The following is a 13114-nucleotide window of genomic DNA, read 5'->3' on the forward strand; positions in this document are numbered from 1 at the left end:
TTCACACAGCCCCGGCCCCCATGGACATCATTGCGCCATCGGGGTTCCGGCCCGCAACCGCATCAATCGCGGAAGTTGTTGAACTGCAGCGGCATGTCGAATTCCTTGGTGCGCAGCAGCGCAATGGCTTCCTGCAGGTCGTCACGCTTCTTGCCGGTGACCCGCACCTGCTCACCCTGGATGGCGGCTTGCACTTTCAGCTTGCCATCCTTGATGGTGGCAACGATCTTCTTCGCCAGGTCTTTGTCGATGCCTTCGCGGAATTTGGCTTCCTGCTTCTTTTCCTTGCCGGAAGGGTACGGGTCCTTGGTTTCCAGGCACTTCACGTCGATCTTGCGCTTGACCAATGCAAGGCGCAGGATTTCCAGCATCGCTTCGAGCTGGAATTCTTCCTCGGCGGTGAGCATCACGGTCTGATCTTTGTCCTTGAACTCAAAGGTGCCCTTGCCTTTCAGGTCGTAACGGCGATCAAGTTCCTTGATGGCGTTATCAACGGCGTTCTGCACTTCGTGCTTGTCCAGTTCCGATACCACGTCGAACGAAGGCATGGTTGTTCTCCCAAAATAAAAGCGCGCTCAGGCTGAAGATGGAGCGCGCTGGGTTTGACGGTTAAAATGCGGACTCATTATAACGGGTTGCGAAACGCATATGAGCAGCACCTGGCATATTCTCGGCGCCGGTAGCCTGGGCAGCCTATGGGCCTGCCGCCTGGCGCGCACAGGCAAGGCAGTGCGCCTGATCCTGCGTGACGGGCAACGGCTGCAGGCTTATCAGCAGGCTGGCGGCCTGACACTGGTCGAACAGGACCACTCCCAGCACTACGCCATCCCTGCCGAAACCGCGCAGGCACAGGGCCCCATCCACCGCCTGCTGGTGGCCTGCAAGGCCTACGACGCTGCACCGGCGATCGCCAGTGTGGCAGCGCGTCTGGCCGAGGGGGCCGAAGTACTGTTGCTGCAAAACGGCCTGGGCAGCCAGGACGAAGTGGCCGACCTGGTGCCCCACGCACGCTGCATCTTCGCCTCCAGCACTGAAGGGGCCTTTCGCGAGGGGGACTGGCAGGTGCGCTTTGCCGGCCACGGTTTCAACTGGCTGGGCGACCCACGCAACCCGATAACACCCGCCTGGTTCGATGACCTGCACCAAGCCGGCATACCTGCCGAGTGGACGGTCGATATCCTCACCCGCCTGTGGCGCAAGCTGGCGCTCAACTGCGCCATCAACCCGCTGACCGTGCTCCACGAATGCCAGAACGGCGGGTTGCTTGGGCACCTGGCTGAAGTCGATGCGCTGTGCGCCGAACTGGTCCAGTTGCTGCGGCGCTGCGGCCAGCCGCAAGCGGCAGATGAGCTCAGCGAAGAAGTGCAGCGGGTGATCCTTGCCACCGCAGCCAACTACTCTTCCATGTATCAGGATGTGCGCGCGGGCCGACGCACCGAGGTGCACTACCTGCTCGGCCATGCCTGTCGGGCGGCCGGGCGCCACGGCCTGCAACTGCCACAGCTTGAACACTTGCTGCAGCGCCTGGTCGATAACTTGCGCATGCGTGGCTTGCCCTGCGACTGACGCGCCCCTTTCAACCGGATACGGACATTGCCTAGCCCATGACCTTGCGCCAACGCCTGGAAAACCTCCCGGTCGGGCAGAAGCTGCTGGCGGCCCTGCTGGTATTGCTGGTGACCATCCTGCTGGTGGCCAACCTCACCTTCATTAGCGCCGCCTACTGGATCACCCAGGAAAGCATGGCGCCGCAGGCACTGCAGACCATCGGCCGGCTGGTGGCCAACCCGCAGCTGGCGGCCCGCGCTGGCGACACCCCGGAAACCGCCAGTGCCCTGCTCAAGGAACTGGACAGCTACACGCCGCTACGCGCCGCCGCTGTCTACGGCGGCGACGGGCGTATGCTGGCACAGCTGCAGCATGGCGAGCCGCTGGCCCTGCCCAAGCGTTTTCGCAACATAGACGGCTGGCGCCTGATGGAGTTTCGCAGCACCCAGCTGATCCGCATACCGCGCGACGCCAACCCGCCTGCACACCTGCTGCTGGTGGCCAGCAGCGAGCTGCCCATGGCGTTCTACACCGGCACACTGAGCGCCAGCCTGGGCATACTGGTGTTCAGCATCCTGCTGTGGATTGTGGTCGCCCGGCAGATAAAACGCCTGATCACCCAGCCGATCAACCAGCTCGAAGAGCTCAGCCGCCAGGTCACCCGCGAAGAGAGCTACGCCTTGCGGGCCAAGCGCGGCAACGACGACGAAATCGGCAGCCTGGCCGAAGCCTTCAACACCATGCTCTCGCGCATCGAAGGCCGCGAGCAGCAGCTAAAACGCGCACGAGACGAATTCCAGAGCGCCTACGACCAGGCCCAGGGCCTGGCCGAGGAAACCCGCCATACCAACCGCAAACTTGAGTTGGAAGTGCAGGTGCGCAGCAAGATCGAGAAAAAACTCACAGGCTTCCAGAACTACCTCAACAGCATCATCGACTCGATGCCCTCGGCGCTGATCGCCCTCGACGAACAGCTCTACGTGACCCAGTGGAACCACGAAGCCACGGTGCTTTCCGGTACGCCACTGGACGAAGCGCTGAACCAGCCAGTATTCATTGCCTTCGAGCCGCTCAAGCCGTTCTTGCCACAGTTGAAGGAAACCGTGGAAAAGCACCGCGTCGCGAAAATCGAGCGGGTCACCTGGCCCAAAGGCGATGACCTGCGCCACTACGCTTTGACCTTCTACCCCCTGACCGGCGGCGGTGGGCGCGGCGTGGTGATCCGTATCGATGACATTACCCAGCGCCTGTCGCTGGAAGAGATGATGGTGCAATCCGAAAAGATGCTCTCGGTCGGTGGACTGGCGGCGGGCATGGCCCACGAGATCAACAACCCGCTGGGCGCCATCCTGCACAACGTGCAAAACATTCGCCGGCGCCTGTCGTCCGAGCTGCCGCGCAACCAGGAGCAGGCCGAAGAGCTGGGCATCGACCTGGCCACGGTCAACCGCTACCTGGACAGCCGTGAGGTGCCACAGTTGCTCGATGGCATTCAGCAGGCCGGTGCCAGGGCAGCGAAGATCGTTACCCACATGCTCAGCTTCAGCCGCCGCAGCAACCGCCAGTTGGCGCCGTGCGACCTGCCGGCACTGATCGACCAGGCGGTGGAAATTGCTGGCAATGACTTTGACCTGGCCATCGGCTTCGACTTCAAGGGCCAGGCCATCGTGCGCCAATTCGACCCGGAGTTGGGCCCTGTGCCATGCACCGCCAACGAACTGGAACAGGTACTGCTCAACCTGCTGAAAAATGCGGCTCAGGCCATCCACGTGCGGCCACAGCCCAGCGAGCCCGGGCGCATCACCCTGCGCACCCGGCTGAACCCGCCATGGGCGGAAATCCAGGTCGAGGACAATGGCGTCGGCATGCCCGAGGCGGTGCGCAAACGCACCTTCGAGCCGTTCTTCACCACCAAGGAAATAGGCCAAGGCACCGGCCTGGGCCTGTCGGTTTCGTATTTCATCATCACCAACAACCACAAGGGGCAGATGGAAGTGCAGTCCACGCCCGGCCAGGGCACCTGCTTTACCCTGCGCCTGCCCCTTGGCCAGCCGGCGACGCCGGCCAACACGGAGAAGTGACATGGGCTACCGCCTGTCGAAGATCTACACACGCACCGGCGACACGGGCGAAACCGGCCTGGGCGACGGACGCCGGGTGCCCAAAGACCACCCGCGGATCGAGGCAATTGGCGAGGTGGACAGCCTGAACAGCCAGTTGGGCTTGCTGCTTGCGGGGCTGGACGAGCAAGGCCTGGACGAGGTGAGCGCCGTACTGATGCCGTGTCAGCACCGCTTGTTCGACCTGGGCGGTGAGCTGGCGATGCCGAGCTACCAGGCATTGACCCTGGCGGAGGTGGAACGCCTGGAAGCAGCCATCGATGTGTGGAACGAAGAGCTGGGGCCGTTGAAGAACTTCATTTTACCCAGTGGTTCGGCGCTGGTGGCGCAAGCGCATGTGTGCCGCAGCCTGGCGCGCAGTGCAGAGCGACGTTGTCAGCAGTTGAATGCCGTGGAGCCACTGGAAGGCGTTGGGTTGGCGTACATCAACCGGCTTTCCGATCTGTTGTTCGTGGCGGCGCGGATCATCGGGCGGCGCCAGGGGGTGGATGAGGTTTTGTGGCAGCCTGCCGAGAAACCCAAAGGCTGATATTTCTGGGGCTGCTTTCAGCCCATTCGCGGGACAAGCCCGCTCCCACAGGTACCTCACTGCCCTGAGGTTCGGCGCATTACCTGTGGGAGCGGGCTTGCCCCGCGAATGGGCCGCGCAGCGGCCCCTGTTCAGGCAACTCACCTCTCGGGCCAGAACGCCCGGATCCCGGCAACACCCTGTGCCCCGGCTTCCCAGGCTTGCTCGCGCTGATCAGGCCCTACCCCACCCAGCAGGTAGACCGGTTTGTTGAACCCGGCTATCAACCGCTGCGCCTCATCCCACCCTAGCGGCACTGCCTCAGGGTGGGTCTGGGTCGCCTGCACCGGCGACAAGGTGACAAAGTCCACGCCCATCTGCTCCGCCAGCGCCAGCTCCTCGGCGCTGTGGCAGGACGCTGCCAGCCAGCGCTCATTGGGAAATGGCCGGCCCTTGGCCGCGTACTTGCGCAGTTGCGCGGCCGTCAGGTGCCAGCCGGCCGCAGGGAAGTCACCCAGCCACTCCAGCGGCCCCTTGAGCATCAGCTGTGCCTTGCCTGCACACAGCCCGACTGCATCCACCGCGACATCGCGATACTTGGGGTCGTACATGTCCGGCGCCCGCAGCTGGATCAGGCGAGTACCGTTGGCCACCGCCTTCTGGATGCCCTTGAGCATCTGTGGCACCTCCAGGCCATCCGGGGTAATCAGGTACTGATCCGGCAGCCGCGCCGCAGCAACGATGGGCTTGTTGGCTTCAGGAAATTCATAGTGCGACAGATCCCGCGGGGCCACCCACTCCAGCGGCTGCCCTTCTGCGCCATGAGGTGCGCCCGTGAACGCTTCGACCTCGCGCACGTCCAGCAGCACCTGTTTGTCCGGGTAGTCATGGCTGACCTTGATCAGTGCACGCGAACGGGTCACCTCGATGCCCAACTCTTCGCGCAGTTCACGGGCCAGGGCCGCTTCAACGCCTTCGCCCTCTTCCACCTTGCCGCCGGGAAACTCCCACAGGCCGCCCTGGTGCTGGGTATCGGCTCTGCGTGCAATCAGAATGCGGCCGTCAGTACCTCGAATGACCGCCGCTACAACATGTATCCGTTTCACCCTTCACGCTCCGCCAGGCCGGCCTGCTGCCACGCCTGGAAGGCTGGCCACTGATAAATGGTTTCGATATAGGCTGCCGCCTCTGCCGGCACCTCCACGCGGTAGCTGCGCAGGCGCACGGCCACCGGGGCGAAGAAGGCGTCGGCCAGGGTCGGCTTGCCGAACAGGAACGGGCCGCTGTCCTTGGCCACCACGCGGCATTCGGACCACAGCGCGACGATACGGTCGATGTCGACCTGCACGTCCAGCGGCACAGTGTCGAGGGCCTGGTCACGCGACAAGTCGAACGGCATGGCCCCGCGCAGGGCAAAGAAACCGCTGTGCATCTGCGCGCAAGCCGAACGGGCCTGGGCGCGGGCGGCTGCGTCAGCAGGCCACAGTTGAGCGTCGGGGTGCTGTTCGTTGAGGTATTCGGCGATGGCCAGAGAATCGGCGATCACACCGTGCTCGCTCTTGAGCAACGGCACCTTGCCAGTGGAGGAAAATGCAAGGATACGCTGACGAGTATCAGGCTGGTTCAGCTTGATCACGGTTTCTTCGTAGGGCACGCCGGCCAGCTCGAGGGCCAGGGCGCCACGCAGCGACCAGGAGGAATACAGCTTGTCGCCGATGATCAGGTGATAGCTCATGGTTCGGCTCCATCAGGTTTGTATTGCAAAACCCGCAGGCTGCTGCGCAGCCTTTCGCGGGCAAGCCCGCTCCTACAAGGACCGCACCGCTCCTACAGGCCTTGCAAAACCTGTGGGAGCGGGCTTGCCCGCGAAGAGGCCTTCGGATCAGTAGATCAAGTACGGTATTCAGCGTTGATCTTCACGTACTCGTGGGACAGGTCGGTGGTCCAGATGGTTTCGCTGCACTGGCCACGGCCCAGTTCGATACGGATGGTGATCTCTTCCTGGGCCATCACTGCCGAACCCTGTGCTTCGGTGTAGCTCGGGTCGCGGCCACCTTTGCTGGCGATGCACACGCTGTCCAGGTACACGTCGATCAGGCTTACATCCAGCTCCGGCACGCCAGCACGGCCAACGGCGGCCAGGATGCGGCCCCAGTTCGGGTCGGAGGCGAACAGGGCGGTCTTGATCAATGGCGAGTGGGCCACGGCATAGCCGACATCCAGGCATTCCTGGTGGTTGCCACCACCGTTGACCTGCACGGTCACGAACTTGGTGGCGCCTTCGCCGTCACGGACGATGGCCTGGGCCACTTCCATGCACACTTCGAACACCGCCTTTTTCAGGGCTTCGAACAGCGCGCCGCTGGCTTCGGTGACCTCTGGCAGGTTGGCCTTGCCGGTGGCAATCAACATGCAGCAATCGTTGGTCGAGGTGTCGCCATCGATGGTAATGCGGTTGAACGACTTGTTGGCGCCGTCCAGCATCAGGTCCTTGAGTACCGCCGGGGCAACCTTGGCGTCGGTAGCGATGTAGCCGAGCATGGTGGCCATGTTCGGGCGGATCATGCCTGCCCCCTTGCTGATGCCGGTGACGGTAACGGTCACGCCATCGTGCTGGAACTGGCGGCTGGCACCCTTGGGCAGGGTATCGGTAGTCATGATGCCGGTGGCAGCTTCCGCCCAGTGGTTTTCCGACAAGTTGTCGAGGGCAGCCTGCAGTGCACCTTCGATCTTCTCGACCGGCAGTGGCTCGCCGATCACGCCGGTGGAAAACGGCAGTACAGACTCGGCCGGCACGCCAGCCAGCTCGGCCAGCTTGGCGCAGGTACGTTCGGCTGCGGCCAAGCCTGGCGCGCCCGTGCCTGCGTTGGCGTTACCGGTGTTGGTCAGCAGGTAGCGCACGGTGCCCTGTACACGCTGCTTGGCCAGGATCACCGGTGCTGCGCAGAAGGCGTTGAGGGTAAACACACCAGCCACGCTGGAGCCTTCGGCACAGCGCATGACCACCACATCCTTGCGCCCCGGGCGCTTGATGCCGGCAGAAGCGATGCCGAGTTCAAAACCCGGTACCGGGTGCAGGGTGGGCAAAGGACCAAGACCAACAGCCATTAGAGCGCTCCTAGAAAAACGGTGAAGTGATGATGGAAGAGCGGGGCCGCTTCGCGCCCCATTCGCGGCACAAGGCCGCTCCCACAAGGACATCGCAGCCTTCCGGTCGGGCGCGTTCCCTGCAGGAGCGGCCTTGTGCCGCGAATGGGCCGCAAAGCGGCCCCGGTTTGTCACGTTACAGCAATGAATCAGATCACTCGATCTGCCCGTGGCAATGCTTGAACTTCTTGCCCGAACCACACCAGCACGGCTCGTTGCGGCCCAGTTTCTGGTCGTTACGCACTGGCGCTGCGGCCACCGCCACTTCGGCGCCCTCCTCGCTCAGTTGCTCGCTTTCCAACCCTGGGGCAGGGGCATGCTGGAACTGCATGCGGCTGGCCAGTTCCTCGGCCTCGCGGCGAAGGCGTGCTTCCTCCTCGATCGGATCTTCGCGGCGAACCTGAACGTGCGACAGCACGCGGATGGTGTCGCGCTTGATCGACTCGAGCAGCTCCTGGAACAGGCTGAACGACTCGCGCTTGTACTCCTGCTTCGGGTTCTTCTGCGCATAGCCACGCAGGTGAATACCGTGGCGCAGGTGGTCCATGGTCGACAGGTGGTCTTTCCACAGGTCGTCCAGCACGCGCAGCAGGATCTGCTTCTCGAAGGTACGCAGGGCTTCGATACCGGCCTGGTCTTCCTTCTCGGTGTAGGCAGTGGTGATCTCGTTCAGCAGCTTCTCGCGCAGGGTTTCCTCGTAGAGGTGATCGTCCTCGTCGAGCCACTGCTGGATCGGCAGTTTCATGGCGAAATCGCTGGCCAGCGAGGCTTCCAGACCGGCCACATCCCACTGCTCTGGCAGCGACTGCGGCGGGATGTGCTGGCTGATGGTAGCGTCCAGCACTTCCTTGCGGAATTCGACGATGGTGTCGCCGATGTTCTCGGCGGCCAGCAGGCTGTTGCGCATGTGGTAGATCACCTTGCGCTGTTCGTTGGCCACGTCGTCGTATTCGAGCAATTGCTTACGGATGTCGAAGTTGCGGCCTTCAACCTTGCGCTGGGCTTTCTCGATCGCGTTGGTGACCATGCGGTGTTCGATGGCCTCGCCCGACTGCATGCCCAGTGCCTTCATGAAGTTCTTCACCCGGTCAGAGGCGAAGATGCGCATCAGGCTGTCTTCCAGCGACAGGTAGAAGCGGCTGGAGCCCGGGTCACCCTGACGGCCCGAACGGCCACGCAGCTGGTTGTCGATACGGCGCGACTCATGGCGCTCGGAGGCGATCACGTGCAAGCCGCCCGACTCGATCACTTGCTGGTGACGCTTCTGCCAGTCGGACTTGATCTGGGCGATCTGTTCGGCGGTCGGGTTTTCCAGGGTGGCCACTTCGGCTTCCCAGTTACCACCCAACAGGATGTCGGTACCACGGCCGGCCATGTTGGTGGCGATGGTCAGTGCGCCTGGAGCACCAGCCTGCGCGATGATCTCGGCTTCCTTCTCGTGGTACTTGGCGTTCAGGACCTTGTGCTCGATACCTTCCTTGAGCAACAGGTTCGACATGTGCTCGGAGGTTTCGATGGTCGCAGTACCCACCAACACCGGGCGGCCCTGGGTCATGCTTTCCTTGATGTCGGCAATGATCGCGGCGTATTTCTCGTCGGCGGTCAGGTACACCAGGTCGTTGAAGTCTTTACGTGCCAGCGGCTTGTTCGGCGGGATCACCATCACGTTGAGGCCGTAGATGGACTGGAACTCGAACGCTTCGGTGTCGGCGGTACCGGTCATGCCGGACAGCTTGGTGTACAGGCGGAAGTAGTTCTGGAAGGTGGTCGAAGCCAGGGTCTGGCTCTCGGCCTGGATATTCAGGTTTTCTTTTGCCTCGATGGCCTGGTGCAGGCCCTCGGACAGGCGACGGCCCGGCATGGTGCGGCCGGTGTGCTCGTCAATCAGCAGGACCTGGCCGTCCTGGACGATGTACTCGACGTTGCGGTGGAACAGCTTGTGCGCGCGCAGGCCAGCGTAAACGTGGGTCAGCAGGCCCAGGTTGTGCGCTGAGTACAGGCTCTCGCCCTCGGCCAGCAGGCCGGCCTGGGTGAGCATTTCTTCGATGAACTGGTGACCGGCTTCGTTGAGCTCGACCTGGCGGCTCTTCTCGTCGATGGTGAAGTGGCCTTCCTGGGTGACCTGGCCTTCCACTTCTTCGATATGCTGGGTCAGGCGCGGGATCAGGCGGTTGATCTCGATGTACAGCTTGGAGCTGTCCTCAGCCTGGCCGGAGATGATCAGCGGGGTGCGTGCTTCGTCGATGAGGATGGAGTCGACTTCGTCGATCACGGCGAAGTTCAGCTCACGCTGGAACTTCTCTTCCTGGCTGAACGCCATGTTGTCGCGCAGGTAGTCAAACCCGAATTCGTTGTTGGTGCCGTAGGTAATGTCGGACGCATAGGCGGCACGCTTTTCTTCTGGCGGCTGGAAGGCCGAGACGATACCGACCGACAGGCCGAGGAACTCGTACAGCGGACGCATCCAGTTGGCGTCACGGCGGGCCAGGTAGTCGTTGACGGTGACCACGTGCACGCCCTTGCCGGACAGTGCGTTCAGGTACACGGCCAGGGTACCGACCAAGGTCTTGCCTTCACCGGTGCGCATTTCTGCGATCATGCCCTCGTGCAGGGTCATGCCACCGATGAGCTGCACATCGAAGTGGCGCATGCCCATCACACGCTTGCCGGCCTCTCGGGCCACGGCGAAAGCTTCAGGCAGCAATTGGTCCAGTGTCTCGCCTTTGGCCAGGCGCTCCTTGAACTCTGCGGTCTTGCCCCGCAGTTGCTCGTCGGAGAGGGCCACCATCTTCTCTTCGAAGGCATTGACGATACTCACCGTCTTGAGCATGCGTTTCACTTCACGCTCGTTCTTGCTTCCAAAAAGTTTTTTTAACAAAGGCGCAAACATATCGGCAGGATCTTCCACACGTAGGGATGGAGGGCGGCCCCATGAGTCGCCCGTGCAGCCCTGAGGCCGCATGCGAACGAGCATTCTACCCGGAAACGATGGTGAGGAAAGTGGTGGATTTCCACGATGCTATTACAGCGTTTTGGCAGGGGCTTGTCTTAGATAGGGGCATTCTCCGTGAGTTCAAGGCTTGGCAACATGAAAGCTATCGAGAATTGGTCTTATCTGGCCTGCACTGGGGAATGCCTGTAATAGCGGGCAAGCCCGTGAAGAGGCCGGCACCGGCTACAGAGGTGTTAAACTGCTGACCTTGAACCTCATGCACAGTCCCATGGCCTACAAACCCTCCCCTGCCCAGCCGCCCTCCGCACTGCTGCGCCAGGTCCGCCCGCTGCGCCTGCTGCTGAACCAGGCCGAGCGCCTGGAGCACCTGCAACGCCTGCTGGAAAGCCAGCTGCAACCCGCTGCCCGCGAGCACTGCCATGTCGCGTCATGGCGCGATGGCACCTTGCTGCTGGTTGTGACCGACGGCCATTGGGCAACCCGCCTGCGCTACCAGCAGAAGCGCCTGCTGGCGGCATTGCAGGCCATGGAGGCGTTCGGCAACCTCAGGCGCATCCTGTTTAAGGTGCAGCCACCGCTGGTGCCGGCCAAGCGTGGCCTAAACACCACCGAGCTGTCGGCCAATGCCGCGCAGAGTATTCGCGGTTCCGCTGAAGGCATTACCGACGAGAAGCTGCGCGCCGCATTGGAGCGTTTGGCTAACAATGCTTCGCGCAAAAAAAGCCTTCAGAATAAAACAAGCTAAAAAACCTGCACTTTAAGACTGACAATTTTACCAGTAGCCGGTAGATTTTGGAGATGGTTTATTGAGCGTTCTTAACCCAGGAACTGCATCATGACCCTGCCCACGACTGACTATAGCGAACATACAACTTTCACTGACAAGGCATACAACGGCTGGAACGCAATACGCAGCGGACACTCATTAACATTCAACACCGCAAATCAAAGCAACATTTATGTTGAATATGACTCGCCGCCAAACCTCCCACCGCTTCCCCGACACGATGGCGTGCTGCTGATCCAGAAGACGATAAGCGGTCTGGTCCAGGGACACCTCTACTCTATCAGCTTGCGTGTCAAGCGATTCCCCAAGGACCCCGTCCCACACCTCACCTGGTACATAGACGATACTGTCCAGCATCGCTCAAAGCTTGAAAACCACCAGGACTGGCAACGTTTCGTTGTCGACTTCCGCGCGACATCCCCGACTCATACCCTGACACTTGGCAGTTTCGAGCCTGACAATACGCATGTGCATTTCGCTTTCGACGATATCCGCATTTACCCGCACGTACTGCATATCAATTTCGAGGAGCAACCTGGCGAGCAGCTCATTCTACCCGGGCAATCACTCGTACTTCCGCATTTTACGCTGCACCATCTTAGTAGCAATTATGGCTCTAAAACAGGCATTGAGAAAGTCAATGAAACCGTCGAAAACATGGCTGAGGGAAAGGCAATTGTACTTTCCAAAGGCCAAAGTTCCGACAGCAATAAAATCGCACTGGATCTGAACGGTGAGTACGGGTACATGCAGTTCGCCTGGAGCCTGATTCATTACGAGGGGTCCGTGAGTTTCTTCACCTCGACTGAGCCAGACCCGCTGAAAACGATCAACTTGGCGAGCGACGGCACACCCAAGCACTTTCTGGTGAGTTTCCGGTCGCCGTACGGCAAGCCAATCACACGCGTGGAGTGCACCTCGACAGACCACAGTTACATCGATTTCATCCTGCTGAAAACCCATGCTGTCCTGAGTGCCTACGACAGAGATAGCCACGACGCATAACCCCAATCACGCTTGGGGAACTCAGCGAATAAAAAAGGCCACCCGAGGGTGGCCTTAATCACTAGAGAGAGTGCTCGAACTTACACGGCCGCAACAGGGCGCATATAAGAGATCGGTGCCGTGCTGGCATCTTCGAACGTGACCACTTCCCAGGCATCGGTTTCAGCAATCAGCTTGCGCAACAGCTGGTTGTTCAGCGCGTGGCCGGACTTGAAGCCCTTGAACTCGCCAATCAGGCTGTTGCCCAGCAGGTAAAGGTCGCCAATGGCGTCGAGGATCTTGTGCTTTACGAATTCGTCTTCGTAACGAAGGCCGTCCTCGTTGAGCACGCCGTCTTCATCGACCACGATGGCGTTCTCGACACTGCCACCCAATGCAAGGTTGTGCTTGCGCAGGTACTCGATGTCACGCATGAAGCCGAAAGTACGCGCGCGGCTGACTTCCTTCACAAACGAGGTGCTGGAGAAGTCGACGCTGGCGCTCTGGGTCCGGTTGCGAAGCACCGGGTGATCGAAGTCGATCTCGAAGCTCACCTTGAACCCTTCGAAAGGCAGGAACGTGGCGCGCTTGTCGCCCTCTTCCACGGTTACCTCACGCAGGATGCGGATGAACTTCTTGGCTGCGTCCTGCTCTTCCAGGCCGGCAGACTGAATCAGGAATACAAAGGGTCCGGCGCTGCCATCCATGATCGGCACTTCCGAGGCGGAGAGCTCGACGTAGGCGTTATCGATGCCCAGGCCCGCCATGGCGGAGAGCAGGTGCTCGACCGTATCGACCTTGACGTCACCGTTGACCAGCGTCGTCGACATGGTTGTCTCGCCGACGTTGGCCGCACGCGCAGGGATCTCGACCACAGGGTCAAGGTCGGCGCGGCGGAAGACGATGCCGGTGTCAACAGGTGCGGGCTTGAGGGTCAGGTAAACCTTCTCCCCAGAGTGCAGACCGATACCTGTGGCACGGATGGTATTCTTCAGGGTGCGTTGTTTAATCATGGCATTGGCCGCTTCAGCGCAAATTGCGAACAGGTATCAACAAAGGCTGGGGAT

Annotated in this window: 11 protein-coding genes; 5 read left to right on the top strand and 6 right to left on the bottom strand. The window is 61.3% G+C overall.

Annotation, left to right across the window (positions count from 1 at the left end; translation table 11 throughout):
- Positions 1-62: 62 nt before the first annotated feature.
- The gene (locus OZ911_RS23605) at positions 63-548 is read right to left on the bottom strand and encodes a YajQ family cyclic di-GMP-binding protein (RefSeq protein ID WP_016488946.1); all 486 of its coding nucleotides are present in this window, start codon (positions 546-548) and stop codon (positions 63-65) included.
- A 100-nt stretch (positions 549-648) separates the two neighbouring features.
- On the opposite strand from OZ911_RS23605, the gene OZ911_RS23610 reads away from it, so the two are divergent.
- From OZ911_RS23610 to OZ911_RS23620, 3 genes are read left to right on the top strand one after another with little or no spacing between them, the layout of a single operon-like run.
- Entirely contained in the window at positions 649-1566 is a 918-nt protein-coding gene (locus OZ911_RS23610) for a putative 2-dehydropantoate 2-reductase (RefSeq protein ID WP_023048841.1), read from the top strand.
- A gap of 38 nt (positions 1567-1604) precedes the next feature.
- Positions 1605-3629: a sensor histidine kinase gene (locus OZ911_RS23615; RefSeq protein WP_016488948.1), complete on the top strand. Its 2025-nt coding sequence runs from the start codon at positions 1605-1607 to the stop codon at positions 3627-3629.
- A gap of 1 nt (position 3630) precedes the next feature.
- Positions 3631-4197: a cob(I)yrinic acid a,c-diamide adenosyltransferase gene (locus OZ911_RS23620; protein ID WP_016488949.1), complete on the top strand. Its 567-nt coding sequence runs from the start codon at positions 3631-3633 to the stop codon at positions 4195-4197.
- A gap of 140 nt (positions 4198-4337) precedes the next feature.
- On the opposite strand, the gene OZ911_RS23625 is transcribed toward OZ911_RS23620, so the two are convergent.
- The 4 genes from OZ911_RS23625 to secA form a co-directional block, all read right to left on the bottom strand.
- The gene (locus OZ911_RS23625) at positions 4338-5282 is read right to left on the bottom strand and encodes a Nudix family hydrolase (protein WP_016488950.1); all 945 of its coding nucleotides are present in this window, start codon (positions 5280-5282) and stop codon (positions 4338-4340) included.
- Positions 5279-5911, bottom strand: a complete 633-nt coding sequence (locus tag OZ911_RS23630; protein WP_023048840.1) for a glutathione S-transferase family protein — start codon at positions 5909-5911, stop codon at positions 5279-5281. The genes OZ911_RS23625 and OZ911_RS23630 overlap by 4 nt, the downstream gene beginning before the upstream one ends.
- A gap of 155 nt (positions 5912-6066) precedes the next feature.
- Complete coding sequence (gene argJ, locus OZ911_RS23635; protein ID WP_060517478.1) at positions 6067-7284, bottom strand: bifunctional glutamate N-acetyltransferase/amino-acid acetyltransferase ArgJ; 1218 nt, start codon at positions 7282-7284, stop codon at positions 6067-6069.
- 193 nt (positions 7285-7477) lie between these two features.
- Entirely contained in the window at positions 7478-10213 is a 2736-nt protein-coding gene (secA, locus tag OZ911_RS23640) for a preprotein translocase subunit SecA (protein WP_016488953.1), read from the bottom strand.
- Between the two features lie 331 nt (positions 10214-10544).
- On the opposite strand from secA, the gene OZ911_RS23645 reads away from it, so the two are divergent.
- Together OZ911_RS23645 and OZ911_RS23650 are read left to right on the top strand one after the other, a co-directional pair.
- On the top strand, positions 10545-11021 hold the full coding sequence (locus OZ911_RS23645; protein WP_016488955.1) for a DUF721 domain-containing protein: 477 nt from the start codon (positions 10545-10547) through the stop codon (positions 11019-11021).
- Positions 11022-11111: 90 nt separating this feature from the next.
- Positions 11112-12068, top strand: a complete 957-nt coding sequence (locus OZ911_RS23650; protein WP_016488956.1) for a hypothetical protein — start codon at positions 11112-11114, stop codon at positions 12066-12068.
- Between the two features lie 80 nt (positions 12069-12148).
- On the opposite strand, the gene lpxC is transcribed toward OZ911_RS23650, so the two are convergent.
- Positions 12149-13060 (bottom strand): UDP-3-O-acyl-N-acetylglucosamine deacetylase, encoded by a 912-nt coding sequence (lpxC, locus tag OZ911_RS23655; RefSeq protein WP_016488957.1) that lies wholly within the window; start codon positions 13058-13060, stop codon positions 12149-12151.
- Positions 13061-13114 lie beyond the last annotated feature (54 nt).

This window comes from Pseudomonas fortuita (genome assembly GCF_026898135.2).
Taxonomy (GTDB): domain Bacteria; phylum Pseudomonadota; class Gammaproteobacteria; order Pseudomonadales; family Pseudomonadaceae; genus Aquipseudomonas; species Aquipseudomonas fortuita.